At 59.5% G+C, this 16986-nt stretch carries 18 protein-coding genes; all 18 read left to right on the top strand.

What is annotated here, in order from left to right; genetic code table 11:
* Positions 1 to 3 precede the first annotated feature (3 nt).
* The 18 genes from rfbA (at position 4) to ACSQ22_RS10925 (ending at position 16983) form a co-directional block, all read left to right on the top strand.
* A complete protein-coding gene (rfbA, locus tag ACSQ22_RS11010) occupies positions 4 to 888 on the top strand; it encodes a glucose-1-phosphate thymidylyltransferase RfbA (RefSeq protein ID WP_055396830.1) in 885 nt (294 codons plus the stop codon).
* Positions 889 to 894: 6 nt separating this feature from the next.
* Positions 895 to 1440 carry a dTDP-4-dehydrorhamnose 3,5-epimerase gene (rfbC, locus tag ACSQ22_RS11005; protein WP_431151801.1) on the top strand — a complete coding sequence of 182 codons (546 nt, stop codon included), beginning with the start codon at positions 895 to 897 and terminating at the stop codon, positions 1438 to 1440.
* Positions 1437 to 2630 carry a DUF1972 domain-containing protein gene (locus ACSQ22_RS11000; RefSeq protein ID WP_436130305.1) on the top strand — a complete coding sequence of 398 codons (1194 nt, stop codon included), beginning with the start codon at positions 1437 to 1439 and terminating at the stop codon, positions 2628 to 2630. Before rfbC ends, ACSQ22_RS11000 begins: the two co-directional genes overlap by 4 nt.
* A gap of 68 nt (positions 2631 to 2698) precedes the next feature.
* Complete coding sequence (locus ACSQ22_RS10995; protein WP_228897417.1) at positions 2699 to 3637, top strand: glycosyltransferase family 2 protein; 939 nt, start codon at positions 2699 to 2701, stop codon at positions 3635 to 3637.
* Between the two features lie 72 nt (positions 3638 to 3709).
* Positions 3710 to 5428 (top strand): GspE/PulE family protein, encoded by a 1719-nt coding sequence (locus ACSQ22_RS10990; RefSeq protein WP_228897416.1) that lies wholly within the window; start codon positions 3710 to 3712, stop codon positions 5426 to 5428.
* Complete coding sequence (locus tag ACSQ22_RS10985; protein ID WP_121422233.1) at positions 5421 to 6629, top strand: type II secretion system F family protein; 1209 nt, start codon at positions 5421 to 5423, stop codon at positions 6627 to 6629. The genes ACSQ22_RS10990 and ACSQ22_RS10985 overlap by 8 nt, the downstream gene beginning before the upstream one ends.
* Before the next feature lie 26 nt (positions 6630 to 6655).
* Positions 6656 to 7099, top strand: coding sequence for a type II secretion system major pseudopilin GspG (gspG, locus tag ACSQ22_RS10980; protein ID WP_055396821.1), 444 nt, complete (start codon positions 6656 to 6658; stop codon positions 7097 to 7099).
* Between the two features lie 50 nt (positions 7100 to 7149).
* The gene (locus tag ACSQ22_RS10975; RefSeq protein ID WP_121422234.1) at positions 7150 to 7644 is read left to right on the top strand and encodes a GspH/FimT family pseudopilin; all 495 of its coding nucleotides are present in this window, start codon (positions 7150 to 7152) and stop codon (positions 7642 to 7644) included.
* The gene (locus ACSQ22_RS10970; protein WP_055396819.1) at positions 7641 to 8093 is read left to right on the top strand and encodes a type IV pilus modification PilV family protein; all 453 of its coding nucleotides are present in this window, start codon (positions 7641 to 7643) and stop codon (positions 8091 to 8093) included. Before ACSQ22_RS10975 ends, ACSQ22_RS10970 begins: the two co-directional genes overlap by 4 nt.
* Positions 8090 to 8701, top strand: a complete 612-nt coding sequence (locus ACSQ22_RS10965) for a prepilin-type N-terminal cleavage/methylation domain-containing protein (protein ID WP_121507613.1) — start codon at positions 8090 to 8092, stop codon at positions 8699 to 8701. Before ACSQ22_RS10970 ends, ACSQ22_RS10965 begins: the two co-directional genes overlap by 4 nt.
* Positions 8701 to 9615 (top strand): general secretion pathway protein GspK, encoded by a 915-nt coding sequence (locus ACSQ22_RS10960; RefSeq protein WP_121507612.1) that lies wholly within the window; start codon positions 8701 to 8703, stop codon positions 9613 to 9615. Before ACSQ22_RS10965 ends, ACSQ22_RS10960 begins: the two co-directional genes overlap by 1 nt.
* Positions 9612 to 10613 carry a PilN domain-containing protein gene (locus tag ACSQ22_RS10955; RefSeq protein WP_228897414.1) on the top strand — a complete coding sequence of 334 codons (1002 nt, stop codon included), beginning with the start codon at positions 9612 to 9614 and terminating at the stop codon, positions 10611 to 10613. Before ACSQ22_RS10960 ends, ACSQ22_RS10955 begins: the two co-directional genes overlap by 4 nt.
* Positions 10610 to 11164 carry a type II secretion system protein GspM gene (gspM, locus tag ACSQ22_RS10950; protein WP_228897413.1) on the top strand — a complete coding sequence of 185 codons (555 nt, stop codon included), beginning with the start codon at positions 10610 to 10612 and terminating at the stop codon, positions 11162 to 11164. Before ACSQ22_RS10955 ends, gspM begins: the two co-directional genes overlap by 4 nt.
* A 140-nt stretch (positions 11165 to 11304) precedes the next feature.
* Entirely contained in the window at positions 11305 to 11664 is a 360-nt protein-coding gene (locus ACSQ22_RS10945; protein ID WP_436130304.1) for a hypothetical protein, read from the top strand.
* Between the two features lie 36 nt (positions 11665 to 11700).
* The gene (gspD, locus tag ACSQ22_RS10940; RefSeq protein WP_436130303.1) at positions 11701 to 14094 is read left to right on the top strand and encodes a type II secretion system secretin GspD; all 2394 of its coding nucleotides are present in this window, start codon (positions 11701 to 11703) and stop codon (positions 14092 to 14094) included.
* Positions 14095 to 14168: 74 nt separating this feature from the next.
* Positions 14169 to 14621, top strand: coding sequence for a hypothetical protein (locus ACSQ22_RS10935; protein ID WP_436130302.1), 453 nt, complete (start codon positions 14169 to 14171; stop codon positions 14619 to 14621).
* Between the two features lie 172 nt (positions 14622 to 14793).
* On the top strand, positions 14794 to 15747 hold the full coding sequence (locus ACSQ22_RS10930) for a hypothetical protein (RefSeq protein WP_228897409.1): 954 nt from the start codon (positions 14794 to 14796) through the stop codon (positions 15745 to 15747).
* A 30-nt stretch (positions 15748 to 15777) separates the two neighbouring features.
* Positions 15778 to 16983, top strand: a complete 1206-nt coding sequence (locus ACSQ22_RS10925; RefSeq protein WP_436130301.1) for an FG-GAP repeat domain-containing protein — start codon at positions 15778 to 15780, stop codon at positions 16981 to 16983.
* The last annotated feature ends 3 nt before the right edge of the window (positions 16984 to 16986 follow it).

Raw genomic sequence — 16986 nt, 5'->3', positions numbered from 1 at the left:
ACCATGACGCAACGCAAAGGCATCATCCTCGCAGGAGGCTCCGGCACCCGGCTGCACCCGGCCACGCTGGCCATCAGCAAACAACTGCTGCCCGTTTACGACAAGCCCATGATCTATTACCCGCTCAGCACGCTGATGCTGGCGGGCATCCGGGACATCCTGGTTATCAGCACCCCGCAGGACACGCCGCGTTTTGCCCAGCTGCTGGGGGATGGAAGCCAATGGGGCTTGAACCTGCAATACGCGGTGCAGCCCAGCCCGGACGGCCTGGCGCAGGCGTTTGTGATCGGGGAGTCTTTTCTGGATGGGGCTCCGAGCGCTCTGGTGCTGGGAGACAACATCTTCTACGGGCACGATTTCCATGAACTGCTGGGCAACGCTCAACAGCGCTCTGCGGGTGCCAGCGTGTTTGCCTACCATGTGCACGACCCGGAGCGCTACGGTGTGGCCGAGTTCGATGCCCAGGGCAAGGTGTTGTCGTTGGAGGAAAAACCTGCTCAGCCCAAGAGCAGCTATGCCGTCACAGGCCTCTACTTCTACGACAACCAGGTTGCGCAGATGGCCCGGAGCTTGAAGCCATCGCCACGCGGCGAACTGGAAATCACCGACCTGAACCGGCTGTACTTGGAGCAGGGGCAGCTCAATGTCGAGATCATGGGCCGCGGCTATGCCTGGCTGGATACTGGCACCCATGAAAGCCTGCTGGAGGCCAGCCAGTTCATTGCGACGCTGGAGCATCGCCAGGGCCTCAAGATTGCCTGCCCCGAGGAAATTGCCTGGCGCGCCGGCTGGATCGACAGTGCCCAGTTGCAGCGCCTGGCACAACCTCTTGCCAAGAACGGCTACGGCCAGTACCTCCAGCGTTTGCTGAACGACAAAGTCTATTGATCCCCCATGCACTCCATCCGGCAATCCATCCCAGACGTTGTCCTCCTTGAGCCCAAGGTGTTCGGCGATAGCCGTGGTTTTTTCTACGAAAGCTTCAACCAGCAGGCCTTCCGGGAGGCCACGGGTGTCCAGTGCGACTTTGTGCAGGACAACCACAGCCGCAGCAGCCAGGGTGTATTGCGGGGCCTGCACTACCAGTTGCCCCCCAGGGCGCAGGGCAAGCTCGTGCGCGTGGTGCGTGGCGCTGTGTTTGATGTGGCGGTGGATATTCGCAAGGGGTCACCCACCTTTGGCCAGTGGGTGGGGGCCCTGTTGACCGAAGACAACCACCGGCAGCTTTGGGTGCCGCCGGGGCTTGCTCACGGTTTTCTGGTGTTGTCCGAATCGGCTGACTTCCTTTACAAGACCACCGACTACTACAGCCCAGAGCATGAGCGCTGCATTCGCTGGGACGATCCACAGCTTGCCATCGCCTGGCCAGCCGTGGAGGCCGCCATTCAGCTTTCGGCGAAGGATCAGGCGGGGCGCTGGTTCGCTGAGGCAGACCTTTGACGACGGCGCAGGGGCGTGCAACGGGCGGATCTCTGGACCGCCCTGCCAAGCTGCGGATCGCCCTGTTGGGAGCCAGGGGCATCCCCGCGAGCTATGGGGGGTTCGAAACCTTTGCCGAACAACTCTCGATACGCCTGGTGGAGCGTGGCCACGAGGTCACTGTGTATGCAGAGACCAGCGAGTCGTCCGTCGAAGACACCTTCTACCAAGGTGTTCGCGTGCGCCACAAACGTCGGCCCCGGTGGGGAGCTGCATCGGTCCTGGCCTACGACTGTGCCTGCCTGTGGGACGCCCGGCGGGGGTACGACCTGGTCTACATGCTGGGGTATGGCGCTGCCTGGGCCTGCTGGTGGCCCCGGGTTTTTGGGGTTCCGGTCTGGATCAATGTGGACGGACTGGAGTGGGCCCGCAGCAAATGGGGGAGGGTTGCACGCATCTACCTGCGCTGCATGGAGTGGGTGGCCAGCCGGGTGGCCACGCGCCTCATCGCCGATGCCGAGGCCATTGCACAGCGGTTCCGCGAGACTTATCCCAAGGGGGCTCCGTCGAGCTTCATTGCCTACGGCGCCGAACTGGTGCAGGACCGGGACGTGGACCCTTCCGTGCTTTCTGCCTGTGGGCTGAAGCCCCGCCGCTACATGCTGGTCGTGGCGCGCCCGGAGCCGGAAAACCATATCCTTGAAATCGTTCAAGGCTATGAGATGCACGGCGGTGACTGGCCGTTGGTCATCGTAGGGGATGTGTCCGGTGCCACGGCCTACCAGCAACTGCTGAGGCAACATGCCAGCGACCGCGTGCGTTTCTTGGGGGGCATCTACGACACCGGGCAGCTCGCAAGCTTGCGTGTACATGCGGCCTGTTACCTGCACGGGCACTCGGTGGGGGGGACGAACCCTTCGCTGCTCGAGGCACTGGCCTGCGGAAACTGGGTCATTGCGCATGACAACCCGTTCAACCGCGAAGTGGCACGCGATGCGGCCGACTACTTTGCCACCCCCGAGCAACTCGCTCGCAGCCTGGACCTGGTGGTTGGCCAGTCGGACGCCATGCTGCCGCAGCGAAGCCAGCGCGCCCGCGATATCGTGGCGGAGCACTACACCTGGGAGGGCATCGCAGATGCCTACGAGGCGCTGATGCTTTCAGAATGCCGGCCCCACAGCGCTGCAACAACCAGCACGGGGACCGTGTGACTGAGCCGACTCATCGATTGGCCTCACGCGGAGGGGCGGGCGGGGCTGCCCCGTCGCAGTCACCGCTGGTGGATGTGCTGCTGGCTACGTACAACGGGGCGAAGTATCTCCGTGCCCAGCTCGATTCGCTGTTGGCCCAGACCCACCAGAATTTCCGCCTCCTCGTCAGCGATGACGGGTCTTCGGATGACACGCTTGCAGTCCTGGAGAGCTACCGGGTGCGCTTTGGAGAGCGTTTGGTACTTGTACCCAATCCCCACCATGGGCAAGGGCTGGTCCGAAACTTTGAGAATCTCATGGTGGCCAGCCTGCATGATGGTGTGGCTGCTTGGGTTGCTTTCTCGGACCAGGACGATGTCTGGCTCCCTCCGAAAATCGAGCTGTGTCTCCAAGAAATGGTGCGAATGGAGCAAGAGGGTGGTGCGGAATTGCCTTGTCTGGTGCACTCCGACCTGACGGTGGTGGATGAGCACTTGGGCGTGATTTCGGAGTCCTTCGCCACATACCAGCGTATGGACCCTCTGCAGTGCTCGCCACTTTCGCTGCTCAGCGTGAACCAGGTGACGGGATGCACGATGATGGTGAACCGCACCCTGTTGCGAATGGCCTTGCCCCTCCCGCAGGAAACCATCATGCACGACTGGTGGTGTGGCCTGGTGAGTGGAAGCGGCCATAGGCGTTTTGTGCCAACCCCGCTGATCCTGTATCGCCAGCATGGCGCCAACCAGGTAGGAGCCAAGGATCGTAGCCTGAAGACGCGTCTGCTCCGGCTGTTGACGAACGGCCAGGGGATCGTCCGGCGTGTCCGGGGGCTGGGTGGGGCTACCTATCTGCAGGCGCAGGCGCTGCAGCTGCGATTGCGCGCCTTGGGGCTGGATGAAGGCTACGTGTCAGAATACCTTGCGTGGAGGGATGGGCCTCTGAGGGCGAGAATTTTTGGGTATCGCGAATATTATGTGGGCCCCGAATTGGATCGATTAAGCCGCTGTTTGCTGTGGTTCAAGTGATTCACTCCGCCCGAGTGAGACAAGTCGGGCCCGGGTATTGGGTGGTTGGAAGAATGTTCAAAGGCGTTGGTAATGAAGCTCTCGGCTGAAATTGGTGAAGTGGAAAGCGTCGATATCGCTGCGCCCAGGCTCGGTGAGATGCTCCTTGCGGACCAGAAGTTGTCGCGCAATGACCTGGAGAGGGCGCTAGAGGTCCAGCGTTCCATGGGCGGTCGCCTGGGGCGCCTGCTTATCAGTCTGGGGCTGGTGTCTGAGGTGGATGTCTACTCCGCACTGTCCCGGCAGGCCGGATTGCCTTTGGTGCGTCAGGACGCTTTCCCGAAGGAAAAGCCGGAAACTTCACGACTGAACACCAGCTTTTTGCTGGCCAACAACCTGCTTCCTTTGGGAAATGCAGAGGATGCAGAGTCCACGCCGGATTTCGCGTCGGTAGATCCGAAGAGCGCGGCATTGCGCGATGCATTGCGCCTGGTCTTTGGGGATGTGCCCAGGGTCTTTTTTGGCCTGGAGTCTGAAATATCCAGTCAGCTCAATGCCTGGTACGTCCAGGAGTCGGAGCCGGAAGGAGAAGTCGTTGCGGACCAGTTTGAGGCTTCGGAATTCATCGAGCACCTGAGGGACATGGCCTCGGAGGCCCCCATCATCCAGCGCGTGAGCCATATCCTCTCCCAGGCCGTGGCGGCCCAGGCCTCCGACATTCACATCGAAACCTACGAAGAAAAATCGGTGGTCCGGATACGGGTGGACGGCGAGCTGTACCCCATTGACGAGATTGATAACAAGGATGCCCCCGCTGTGGTGTCCCGCATCAAGATCCTTTCGCAGCTGGACATTGCGGAACGCCGGATGCCGCAGGACGGGCGCACCAAGCTGCGCGTGCATGGCAAGGAAATGGACTCTCGCGTGTCCACCATTCCCACCATGTTTGGTGAATCGGTCGTCATGCGCTTGCTGGAAAAGAACTTCGACCTGCTCTCGCTGGAGAGCCTGCACTTCACGCCACCCACTTTGAAAACCATGCGTCAGCTGCTCAGCGTGCCACATGGGATCTTTCTGGTGACCGGTCCCACAGGCTCCGGGAAGTCCACCACGCTGTATGCCTCCATGCAGGAACTGGAGGGCGAGAACCTCAAGATTCTGACGGTGGAAGATCCGGTGGAGTACCGGCTGCAATGGCTCAACCAGGTGCAGGTCCAGCCCCAGATCGGGCTGACCTTTGCGAAGGTGCTGCGATCCTTTCTCCGCCAGGATCCTGATGTGATCATGATCGGGGAAATGCGCGATGGCGAAACCGCTGAAATTGCGGTCCAGGCGGCATTGACGGGCCACTTGGTCATGTCCACCCTACACACCAACAGCGCGCTCGGGGCCATCGTGCGGCTCATCAACATGGGGGTCGAGCCCTATTTGATCACGGCGTCCGTCATTGGCGTGCTGGCGCAGCGCCTGGTGCGCAAGCTGTGTGAGGAATGCAAAGCGCCGTTGCTGCCGGACCAGGCGCAGGCTGCCGCAGCCTCCCTGGGCATGGCCATGGAGGAGGGCCAGGTCATCTATCGGTCCGTCGGTTGTTCTGCATGCCGGGGGACCGGCTACCGAGGGCGGTTGGCTGTTCATGAATTGCTGGTAATGTCAGAAGACGTAAAAAAAGTGGTGCTCGAAAGAGGTTCTTCGTTGGGGGGCGGAGATGGCGCCTATGCCGGGGGGAACTTGTTGCAGGATGGCGCCACCAAGGTCTTCAAAGGTCTGACGACTGCGGAAGAAGTCCTGCGCGTTGCGCGTCAAAATGATTGAATTTCAATACGATGGAATCACGTCCGATGGCAAGGCCTGCCAGGGGACGATCCGCGCGCTGAACGTGGAGACCGCGCGACTGCGACTCATTGGGCAGGGCGTGACGCCGGTTCGTATTGCAGACGAGTCGGCAGCAGTTGCCCAAGATGAGCCGCAAAGCCGAGGGGGCAAGCTCAAACGTGGCGAGATCCTTTTGTTCAGCCGCGAGATGGCCCACCTCAAGCAGGCCAACATGCCGCTGGACAAGGCGCTGGTCATGCTCAAGGAGACGGCCAACACGGAGCGGCTGAAAGCGTTCATTGCCAAGGTCGAGGAAGGGGTGCGTGGCGGTAAGTCTCTGTACCAGTCGCTGCTGCCGTTTGAGCGGGATCTTGGGCGCCAATATCTGGTTCTGATTCGGGCGGGGGAAACTTCTGGTTCGCTGCATGTGGTTCTGAAAGAACTCACAGTGCAACTGGAGGCAGAAGACAAGCTTCGCAACTACGTCATTTCCTCCATGACGTACCCCGTCATCTTGCTGATTGTTGCGGTGCTGTCCGTCGTGATGCTCCTGGCATTTGTGGTTCCCCAGTTTCGGGAAATTTTTGATTCCATGGGCGACAAACTGCCTTACTCCACGCGCTTGGTGGTCGATCTCAGTGATCTGATCCGCTCGCACTGGATGGCAATCCTGTTAGGCTTGACGGTGGTCTTGTTCCTGGGCTCCCGCTGGGGCGCGACGCCTGCGGGGCGGTTGCGCGTTGACAGTGTGCTGTTGGACCTCCCCCTGTTCGGCAAGGTGTTGCGGAATCTGCAGTTTGCTATTTATTTCCGCACCTTCGGCATCTTGCTGCAGCGGGGTGTACCCATGGTGGATGCGTTGCGCATTGCTGTGGACACACTGACCAATACCGCATTGCGCAAGGATATTGAACCTCTGGTGGGCATTGTAAAAACAGGCAAACGACTTTCCACAGGGTTTGTCTCTCCTTACTTCGGGAAATCCAGCACCCCGCAGCTTATTCGGGTTGCTGAGGAAACAGGGCAGCTTGATATTACTCTGCTGGGTTTGGCAGATCGTTACGAGGATGAAGGTCGGCGTACCATGGGGCGTGTTTTGGCAGCCATGGAGCCCTTGATTATTATTGTTTTGGGGGCCTTGGTTGCCTTCATTATTATTGCGATTCTGGGTGGCGTTTTGTCGATCAACGACACAATTTGATTCTGGATTATTTGAGAGATTTTGAAATGAATGTAGTGAATTTTGAACACAAAGCAATGGCGCGAGCGCAGCGTTCCTCCGGCTTCACGCTGATTGAGTTGCTGGTGGTTCTGGTGATTCTGACGTTGCTTGCCGGGCTGGTGGGCCCGAAGGTGCTTGATCAACTCGGCGGTGCCAAGTCCAAGACGGCCCGCATTCAGATCTCGGAAATTGAGCAGAGTCTGGACCTTTTCAAGCTGGATGTCGGCCGTTATCCCAATGATGCGGAAGGGCTGCGTGCCCTGGCAGAGCGGCCTGCAACGGCCCAGGGATGGAATGGTCCCTACCTGAAGAAGGGCCTGCCTTCTGATCCTTGGGGTGCCGCCTATTTGTACAAAAACCCGGGACGCAATGGCGGGCCCGACGTGTTCTCTCTGGGGTCCGACGCCAAGCCGGGCGGTGACGGTGAGAACGCGGACGTTTTTAACTGACGCTCTGTTGCGCTTTCCACTCCCCAGTGCCGTCTGGTGACTTGTTTCGCATGAGCCGCCCTTTGTTGGCGTCAGACCTCCGCATCCGTGGCTTCACCTTGTTGGAGATGCTGGTCGTGCTGGTGCTGGCTGCCATTACTGTATCCGTGGTAGGGGCGGGCGGGCAGGCGTACATGGAGCGGTCACGCTACAACCAGACGGTACGGGATGTTTCCAGCCAATTGAACAAAGCGCGTGCGCTCAGCGTCCAGGAAGGCCGTTCGGTGACCGTGACCTACCAGTCAGACATTCGCAGGCTGGTGGTTGACGGGCGCCTGGCCCTGGAGGTGCCTGCATCACTGGTGGTCCAGTGGGAAGCGATTGAACGCAATTCGCGGACTGGCAAAACTGCAACTGCCGTGGGAGAACCTATTTTTGTGTTCAATTCCGACGGCGGCGCACGTGGCGGGCGGCTTGCAGTGCTAAGAGGTGGGCAGGGCGTCAGCTTTCGCGTGAACTGGCTCCTTGGGACGGTGGAGCAATCCATGGTCGCGGCCCAGTCATGACCGTGACGTGCTGTCTGTTGCCCCTGATTGATCCTATTTTCAAGTCATTCAGGCGAGCGCCACGGAATCAACGGGGGTTCAGTTTGCTGGAGGCCTTGGTCGCCATGGCAATTGCTTCCATTGCGCTTGCGAGTCTTTACCGCAGCGTGGGGCAAGGCTCTAAAAATGTGGTGGATGTGGAGGCTCGGGTGGAGGCCTCTCTCGTGGCCAGGTCGGCAGTGGCTGCTGGAACCTTTGCAGAGGATTTGATGCGACAGGATTCCGGGCGGGCAGGCGATTGGAATTGGCGGATTCAGGTGGCGCCCGAACCGGTCCAAATGATGGACGAGAGTGGTCGCCCGGTGGCCGGGCCACCTGTGCGTGCGGCAAGGGTGACCGTAGAGGTCAGTAAAGATGGGGTGACGGCCGTCACATGGACCACATGGAAGCCCTACAGGTCTGCACCATGACCCACTCTTTTCGAAAAACTTCCCGTGGTTTTACCTTGTTGGAGTTGCTGGTCGCATTGGCCGTGACGTCCGCAGTGGTCGCTCTGATGTTTGCGGGCGTGGGAGTCATCGGGCGTTCGGAAGAGCGCAACCAGCGCGTCATTGAGCGCTCTGAACGCATGTTGGTGGTCAGCCAATGGCTTGGGCGCAAGTTTGACACCCTGCGCTTGTTGAGTCGGCGCGACGAAAACATCTTTGTGAATTTCTTTAGCGGAAATGCTGCGGGTGCGATCTGGGTTGCGCCATTGCCGGAGCGGGGGGATGCTGGGGGGCTCTATGTATTTCGCATGAGCCCCCTGCGCCATGCCGATGGGCGCGTCGATCTGTCGGTAGAAGCCGTTCCTTATGACGGAGCACTGATGGCGCTGGACTGGGGCAAGGCTTTGCGCGAAACACTTCTGTCGGATGTGCGAACGCTTCAGTGGCATTACCAGGACGGACTGACGGGGCAGTGGACTCAGCAATGGGACTCTGCCAAAGCGCAGTACCCGGCACGTATCCGGGTGGAAATTGCCGATGCGCGCGGAGACTGGCCTCCTCTGGTGTTCCCTCTCGCGAGGGCAAGGTGATGAAGCGGTCGAAACACGGCAGCCGGGGCGCAGCGCTGATTCTGGTGCTGTGGCTGGTTGCGTCCTTGTCATTGGTGGTGATGGCGAGTTCACGGGGGATTCGCCAGCAAACGCAGCGCGCAGGGCTGGATTTGGAACGCTTGCGCGCTGAGTCCGTGCTGGACGCCGCGATCCAACTGACTGCGCAGCGAATGATGACCGAAAAGACCGCAGACAGTTGGTACCGCATTCAACGTTTGCCAATGGGGTCGAATGACATCTGGGTGGAGATCACGCCCTCTGGAGGGCTGGTAGACGTTAATGTCGCCAGCGAAGCTTTGCTGCAGGCGCTCTTTCAAAGAGCTGGAGGGCTCTCCTCGGGGGAGGCTGCCATCTTGACCTCACGTGTGCGGGACTTCATCGACCCTGACGACACGCCAGGTGGGGTGGGCGGGGCTGAGGCTGCCCAATACCGCGCTGCTGGCTGGCCCTCCCTGCCTCGAAATGGCGCGCTGGATGACCTTTCGGAACTGAGATCAGTCCTGGGAATGACGTCTGAGCTCTATGAGATAATCGCGCCCCACTTGGGTATCAATGGGCAGCAACGCATCGAAATCGATTCAGCCCCTCCCGCCCTGATCGACGTCCTCACGGGACAGCCAGGTTTGGGGGCGCGCATTCACAACTCCCCACCGGAAACGCGGGCTGGCGTGCTTTTGACAGGAGCTGCAGCCGAATTTTTCTCGCCTGCCCGCGCTGGAGGCGGTCTGACAGTGCGCCTCAATGCTTTTGTGCGGGCTGAAGGTGATCGCTGGTGGCAGCGTGAGGCATGGATCGATCTCAGCGAGCGTCCCGGTGGTCTGACGCCCTGGACAACGCTCTCTTTGGAGCCGACACGCCGCTTAAACAAGCCGGAACAGGAATTCAAGCCATGACAGGTTGGGGGCAGCTATCTCTTCGTGCGCAAAAAACACTGGACCGAATGGCATGGGGTTTCGGTGATCTCAAGCGCGTTCTCATGGAGCATGGCGCCTGGCCTGCAATCGCGAGTGCAGCCATTGCGTCCGACGGAGGGCGTTGGACCATCACTGGAACCCGTGCCCGCAAGCGCGCCAACAATCGAAAGGCTTCCAGCCTGCTGGTACCGGAGTCCGGCTGTCTTTGGGGCACCGTGCAGTTGCCGGATATGCCGCGGCGCTCGTTGGCAGGCGGCGTCGAAGAAGCCCTGTGGCGGGTCTCTCCCATGCCGCCGGAACAGATTGTGGCGGCATGGTGGGCAGAACCTCAAGCCCAAGGTGGTTGGATGGTGGAGTGGGGCATGTGCCGACGCAACACCCTGGCCGAGCAATTGACGCAGCACGGGTTTGCCGAAAATGCCCCTGTATATCTGATGCGCCAGGGGCGCGCGCTTCCCGTCCGTACAGCGGCGTGGCAAAAGCAGTACAACCGCCAGCGTTGGATGGATTGGTTGGGGGTGGGGCTGGTGCTTGTCCTGCTCGCCGCACTGTCATTGCCGGCACTCATGCCTCTGGTCTTGAAGCGCCAGGCGGTGGTCCGCGCTGTGGAGCACGTCAACATGCTGGAGCCCAAGGCGGCTCCCTTGCGCCAGAAGATGGATGAACTGCGCCGCCAGGCAGACTTGGCGGAAGAGCTTCGCAAGAACATCAGTACGGACCTGCCTCTCGCCAGTGTCGTGGATGCGCTTTCCGCCGCTATTCCTGCCGACACCTGGCTGGATCGCATCGAAGTCAACGGTAGCGAAATCCGGATCACGGGATTGACGGCAAATGCTACCGAACTTATTGGGCATCTAGGGCGCCAGCCTGGCCTGGTGGATGTGCGCGCCACCGGGGCAAATGTGCGCGACGGCACGCTGAATAAAGAGCGCTTCACGTTTGAAATGCGCTGGCGGGGCGAGGGAGCAAAACCATGAAAATGAATGTATGGCGCCGTCATTCGGTGGTTTTGCTGCTGGTGCTGTTTGTTGGCGCCTTGGCTTGTGCCGCTCTGATTTACAGCACTCTCTGGGCGCGTTACAACAACGCCCTGCAACAACTGGAGCCCCGTAGCGAACGCCTGGAAGGGGTGGTGAACGCCGGCGCTGAAATCGAAACCCTGCTCAGCGCTGCAAGCAGTACAGTGGCCCCGCTGGTGCACCCTGCTGGCGAAACTTCTCAAAACGATATCCAGCAGAAGCTTCGCCAGATGATCATGGCTTCTGGCAGCACGCTGGTTTCATCCCAGGTCGCGCTGGAGCCTGGGGTGGATGGCAAGCTGGCGCGCATACGCTTGACGGCAACCGTGAATGGTGAATGGGTCAAGTTGGTGAGTTTTATGGAAAGTCTTCAGACGCACCGCCCTCCTTTCTGGGTGCGCACCGCCAACATCACGCGTGAGGGGGCAAGTTCTGGCGCGGGTCCGCAAAATGCACGCCTGTCTTTGCAGCTGGAGGCCCCCTTGGCACCAGAAAAGGCCAAGCCATGATCAAACCTTGGTACGTCGGCCCCGTCCTGGGTGCCGTAGCTGTGGCTGCGAGCGCTTACTGGTGGCATACCGAAAAAGAGCGCTGGAACCCGCCGCAAGCGCGCCGGCCCGATCTTCCAAAGGTTGAGCCCATGCCCCCTGTGATCAAGGTCCGGGCAAAGCAGGCAGTGGAGCGCCCCTTGTTGTGGGCATCGCGGCGCCCGGTGGCGGTGGAAGAAAAAAAGACCAGTTTGGTCACGGAGTTGCTGCAGGCGCGCCTCACTGCAGTATTTGAGTCTGGCAAGGAGCGTGTGGCCATCTTGCAGCGCCCCGATGGCAGCACCCTCAAGATCACCGGGGAAACCAAACCCTGGCGAGTTGAGTCCTTTGATGGCCGCAAGGCTCTCTTTGTGTCAGCTGATGACCAACGTGTAGAGCGCCCGCTGGAAGCGGGAAGTGCGGCGGCCGTGAAAGCCGGACCGATCGGTGACCGCCTGCGCAGGCCTGCAACAAATCAATAAGCCCTAGCGGCGTACCCCAATATTGGAGCTATCTCTATGAATATTCGGCCATCCATCCTCTTGCTCGCATTGCTGGCGGCAGGCTGTGCCAGCACGCAGGGAGGTCCTGCGGCGTCCGGAGTTGCGGACTCCAAGGTCGCAGTTGGCGGAGCACCGGGGCCATCGCAGCCTGTTGCAGCTGCGGCTGCGCCAGTGGCGCCAAGCCCTGCACCGGCGGCGTCAGCGCCCAAGGAGCAGGCGCAAAAGAATGCTTCTTCCAGCACCAAGCTATATCCTGGCAACGACCAGTTTTTCAAGCGCGACAAGGCGCCTGCAATCGATCCCGTGCTTGCCAAGGGCGACAAGGTGGCGCTCAATTTCGAGAATGTCACTGTCAGCAACTTGGCTACAGCGTTGCTAGGTGACCTGCTCAAGCTCAACTACACCATCGACGCAGGTGGCGAAACGGTGGTGAGCCTGCATACGCGCCAGCCGCTGCTGCGCAGTCAGGTGCTGGATGTGCTGGATGCGGTGCTGTTGCCCCACGACTTGGCCATCGTCCGCGACAACGCGGGGGTCTATCACGTGACCAAGCGTACCGTTACCGTAGGCGCGCGCCCGGTGGTAGGGGCGTCCAAATTCAAGGATCTGTCAGGTGCCGGGACGGTTATCGTTCCCTTGAACCACATAGCAGCGGCCGAGATGGCCAAGATTCTGGCGCCTATCGCACCCCGTGAGGCCATCGTCTACGTGGACTCCCTGCGCAACCTGCTGGTGCTGCAGGGCAGCAAGGCCCAGTTGGGTGGTTGGCTGGAAATGGTAGAAGCGTTTGACGTGGACTTTCTCTCTGGCATGTCGCTGGGTGTGTTCGTGTTGGAAAACGCCAACGTCAACGTGGTACGGGATGCTCTGCAGGCGATGCTAGGCTCCGACAAATCCTCCGATCCCTATGGGGGGGCTGGTGCCGCACCTGCGGGGGGGGCGCCTAGCACGTCGGGTGCTGCTGCAGGTGGTGCGGCCGCAAGTGGTGGTGCCAGCGGTGCCGGCGCCCAGATGGCGACCCCTTTGGGTGGCTTGATTCGCGTCTTTCCCGTTGAGCGTCTGAATGCCCTGGTGGTGGTCACGCCGCGCAGTCATTTGTTGGCCCAAGTGGAAACCTGGATCCGTCGCCTGGACCGTCCCACCGATACGCTGGAGGCCAGCCTGTTCGTGTATCCGGTGCAAAACGGCTCGGCATTGCAGCTGGCGGAAATGCTCAATGGCCTTTTTGGTGGGCAGTCCGGGCAAGCCGGCTCGGGTGGCGTCGCGGCGGGCTCGGCGCCCACGCAGTTCTCTCGGGGGGCGGGGGGCTCCGGTCTGGGGACGGGCAGCACTGGCAATACGGGCAGTTCCAGCGGCCTCTATGGCAATAGCAGCAGCTCCGGCACGGGCAGTAGTCCTTTGAACGCCGCGCTGGGTGCTGGCGGAAACAGAACTTCTTCGAACAACACATCCCTTACGTCAACGAGTCAATTGGATGGCAATGTGCGTGTGGTTGCAGACGAGAAGCGCAACGCTCTGCTGATTCGCGCTCCGCGCACCGAATACCGCCGGATCGAGCAGGCATTGCGCGAGCTGGACAAGGCTCCGATGCAGGTGTTGATCGAGGCCAGCATCGTGGAGGTGAGCCTCACGGGCAACCTGGAATACGGCGTTGAGTGGTACTTGCAAAACGGTCTTAGCAGGGGGCGTCAAGGCGAGGCGTTGTGGGACGCAAACAAAGATGCTGGCATAGGTCCCAAACTGCCCGGTTTTTCGTACACCATTAGCAAGGCGGACGTTGTTCGCGCCACGCTGAACGCCGTTGCCACTAAATCACAAGTGCGGTTGTTGTCCAGTCCGTCCATCTTGGTTTTGAACAACCACACCGCCAACATTCAGGTCGGACAGCAACAACCCATTCTGAGTTCAACCTCGGCCGCTACTGGCAGTAGTTTTATCAGTCAGTCCATTACATACAAAGACACTGGCGTACTGCTCACCGTCACGCCATCCGTCAATGCGGGAGGGTTGATCTCCATGGACATCTCTCAGCAAGTCACCGATGTGGGTGAAGAGGATGCTGTGACAAAACAGCGGTCCTTTCAGACCCGGCAAATACAAACGCGTGTCGCAGTGCGTTCCGGCGAGTCCATCGTTCTGGGCGGGTTGATCCGTGAAAATGACAGCAATACTCGTAGCGGGTTGCCGGGGCTTGCGGATGTCCCATTGTTGGGGGCCTTGTTCTCTAACACGTCAAACCAGCGCAACCGCACGGAGCTGCTGGTGTTAATGACGCCCCGCGCCCTGGAGGACGATGATCAACTGCGTTCGGCCAGTGCGGAGATGCGCGAACGCATGCGCTCCTTGTCTTTGCAGGCCCAACCCATGAGTTTCCGCCCCCCAGATGCCCAGTTGCAACCTTCGCGCTGACTGCGCCTGGCTGCTATGGCCCTAGCCAGCGTGGCGTATCCCATATATAGATAGTCAATCAGGAGATTCTTTACATGACAAAACCTGTTACCCGTCGTCATCTCGTCGCGACCTTGGCAGCGCCTGCGGTTTTGGCGGTGCTGGTGGGCTGTGCCGCCACAGGTGGCGCAGTGGTGTCGGCCGAAGATGACCAGGCAGCACTTCTAGCCCGCACAAAAGCGTACTGGGCGCTCATTCAGAAAAATGACCGTGTAGGCGCTTGGGCCTATGAGGCGTTGTCCAAGGACCCGAGCGCCACGTTGGAAGGCTACCTCAAGCGTGGGGGCATTACATTTGATGCCGTGGAGGTGCGTGGTGTGCGCAGCATTGAAGGGGATCGCGCTATCGTTACCGTGTGGATGCGCTACTCATTACCATTGTTGCGTGTAAAAAAACTGGAGGCCGTTCTGGAAGACGAATGGCGTCGCATTGATGGTGCATGGCACCATGTACAGCGGCCTAGTGTCATGTTTCCAACAGCGCAGTGATGGTTCGTTGTTTGAGTGCAACAAACTGCCGTGCAGTGGTTTTCTGGCTGAAATAGGTTGAAAAAATCGAAGGTATCAGTATAAGATTGCATCAACCCAAACGGAGTACGGATGGGTTGCAGATCCCGCACAGGGTGGGAAAGCTTCCTTCAATTATCTAAGGACTGAGAAGATGAAAAAATTTGCAATGGCAGCCGTTGCAGCCGCTGCGCTGAGTGCAGGTGTGGCGCAGGCGTACACCGTGGGTACGTACAGCAATGGTTTCGTGGTTCCTAACGTGATCCACAACGGCGATGCCGATACCACCGCAGTGGGTATCGTCAACAACACCGGCAACGTTGTGCCTGTGTTCTGGACGTTCTTTGATGCGAACTCCAACCACGTTACCGACGGTTGCTTCCCCATGACCAACAAGGACTTCGAGCCCTTCATCTGGTCGCAGCAATCTGGCAATGGCTTGGCTGGTACGCGTGGTTACCTGGTGTTCGCTGTTGGTGCAAACACTGCAACCACCAGCGCAGCTACCGCATGTAACGTGGCTAACGCAACGGCTGGTGTGGCTGCTAACGGCCAAATCGGTGCGAGCGCCTTCCACGTGACCACTGGCGCCCAAGACGTGGCTTATGTTCCAGTGATCGACGGCCCTCTGACGCTGGCTACTGGCTCTGATCTGACGATCCTGGGCCCAATGAGCCTGCTGAACGTTGCTGGCGCTCGTTCGGTAACGGGTAACGTTGCTTCGGCCACGCCTGCTTTCGCCATGCGCTACGCTGTGGACAACACCCTGAATGCAGGTCTGGAAACCCGCATTGTGGTGTGGTCGACTGGTGACCATCGTGGTACCCACACGGTCAACATGTACGATGCGGCTCAAAACCGTAAGTCTGTGAACTTCGCTCTGGCTGAAGCCGAACTGTCGTTCTTCAACCCAGAAACGATCCCAGGCCGTCCTGCAAACTTCGCCGATGGTTTCATCGAGTGGTCGCCTATGTCTGCTGAGCCAGCTGACTACCCAGGTACTTCTGGTCAGTCGCTGTTCTCCCTGGGTGGCTCTGTGTTCACGTACAGCGTGATCTCCATGCCTGCCTTCGGCGCTGTGCAGTCCATCCTTGGTACGCACAACTAATTTTTCTTGATATACACGGCGATTTCTGCTGTGTATAAAATAGAAAAACAAGCAGTCCCATTGGGGCTGCTCCAAAAAAATGGCGCCAAACGGCGCCATTTTTTTTGCATGTCTGGGGTTCCTATGAAATTCTCTTGCTCTGTTCCTTTCCGACTTCTTGCTGTGCTGGGTGTTTGGGTTCTGGCGGGTTGCCAAATGCATCCTGTATCTGTTGAAGGGGGAGTGGCCCCTCCCGTCAAGGCGCCGGACACTCAAAAGGCTTCTGATCGAATGGCCATTGAAGCCCACATGGTCTGGGGTGGTGAGGTGCGCTGTTTTGCCAAGGGAGAGTGCCGCTTCGTGCTAGTCGAGCATGAAGAGGGGCGGGTGGTTCTGCACCAACTCAGCGGAAGAACCTCTCGTCAGCTGGATCGTCAACCTGTGGCCTATCATCCGGATTCTGCGGTGTGGTTATCGGACACTCTGGTGGCGGCAGCTGTTGAAGCTACGGGTAGCCTCGATATCTTCAGGGTTGAGGGCGAGCGCCTAGTACGGATACACCAGGCTCCCGTCGGATTTGCCCCGCGTGATGTCATCTTGGTGAGTGCGTCACAAGGCCGATACAAGTTGTTGGCAACACCTTACAGCGGAAAGAATGTGGCTTGGATCGATTGGCATGAAGACAATCGACAGGCAGCAGTGCCAAAAGCGGTGCGATGGTGTGAGGCTCCGTGGCATCCTGTTCGCGTAACCAAAATTCCTGGCTTGGCAGGGGGTGGGTTTGCCGTCGCTTGTCTTGACGACCGCAAGGTTGTCGCAGTCTCCGATGCAGATCTCTTGGCGGCACCTCGTGTGCTTGCCACTTTTGGTGCCGTCGCTCGCCATGCGCGGCCTTCACCTTCGGGTCAATGGTTGTATGTGGCGCTAGAGACCGGCGCACGCAATGCCCGTATCAACATGCAAACCGGGGAACTCCAATACATACAGTCACCTCTGACGGGCAGTGTTGCTGTCGCTCCACTGTCTGACGATCTGGTGGTGTGGGCTGAAGATGGAAAGATGTATCTGCAGCGCCTTGATGCTGACGCGAAAGTGTTGGAAACGCGCTGGATAAAGACCAGCGGATTCTCTACGGGTCTACAGCTCATCGATGTGGATGGCGATGGTGAGCAGGATCTGGTGGTGCTCAATTCCGTCGATACCGTTGTGGATGTGATCTACGGCCCGCTTTGGAATCGCGCTGTCGAACGTCTTTGAGTT

Source organism: Acidovorax sp. LjRoot38 (assembly GCF_964252975.1).
GTDB lineage: Bacteria > Pseudomonadota > Gammaproteobacteria > Burkholderiales > Burkholderiaceae_C > Acidovorax > Acidovorax facilis.
Note: the sequence above shows the minus strand (reverse complement) of the source record. Positions and strands in the feature narration are given on the sequence as shown.

What these genes read in the sequence shown, in the direction of transcription:
- rfbA (WP_055396830.1), top strand. Translation starts at nt 4, where the DNA reads ATGACGCAACGCAAAGGCATCATCCTCGCAGGAGGCTCCGGCACCCGG.
- rfbC (WP_431151801.1), top strand. Translation starts at nt 895, where the DNA reads ATGCACTCCATCCGGCAATCCATCCCAGACGTTGTCCTCCTTGAGCCC.
- ACSQ22_RS10990 (WP_228897416.1), top strand. Translation starts at nt 3,710, where the DNA reads ATGAAGCTCTCGGCTGAAATTGGTGAAGTGGAAAGCGTCGATATCGCT.
- ACSQ22_RS10985 (WP_121422233.1), top strand. Translation starts at nt 5,421, where the DNA reads ATGATTGAATTTCAATACGATGGAATCACGTCCGATGGCAAGGCCTGC.
- gspG (WP_055396821.1), top strand. Translation starts at nt 6,656, where the DNA reads ATGAATGTAGTGAATTTTGAACACAAAGCAATGGCGCGAGCGCAGCGT.
- ACSQ22_RS10975 (WP_121422234.1), top strand. Translation starts at nt 7,150, where the DNA reads ATGAGCCGCCCTTTGTTGGCGTCAGACCTCCGCATCCGTGGCTTCACC.
- ACSQ22_RS10970 (WP_055396819.1), top strand. Translation starts at nt 7,641, where the DNA reads ATGACCGTGACGTGCTGTCTGTTGCCCCTGATTGATCCTATTTTCAAG.
- ACSQ22_RS10965 (WP_121507613.1), top strand. Translation starts at nt 8,090, where the DNA reads ATGACCCACTCTTTTCGAAAAACTTCCCGTGGTTTTACCTTGTTGGAG.
- ACSQ22_RS10960 (WP_121507612.1), top strand. Translation starts at nt 8,701, where the DNA reads ATGAAGCGGTCGAAACACGGCAGCCGGGGCGCAGCGCTGATTCTGGTG.
- ACSQ22_RS10955 (WP_228897414.1), top strand. Translation starts at nt 9,612, where the DNA reads ATGACAGGTTGGGGGCAGCTATCTCTTCGTGCGCAAAAAACACTGGAC.
- gspM (WP_228897413.1), top strand. Translation starts at nt 10,610, where the DNA reads ATGAAAATGAATGTATGGCGCCGTCATTCGGTGGTTTTGCTGCTGGTG.
- gspD (WP_436130303.1), top strand. Translation starts at nt 11,701, where the DNA reads ATGAATATTCGGCCATCCATCCTCTTGCTCGCATTGCTGGCGGCAGGC.
- ACSQ22_RS10935 (WP_436130302.1), top strand. Translation starts at nt 14,169, where the DNA reads ATGACAAAACCTGTTACCCGTCGTCATCTCGTCGCGACCTTGGCAGCG.
- ACSQ22_RS10930 (WP_228897409.1), top strand. Translation starts at nt 14,794, where the DNA reads ATGAAAAAATTTGCAATGGCAGCCGTTGCAGCCGCTGCGCTGAGTGCA.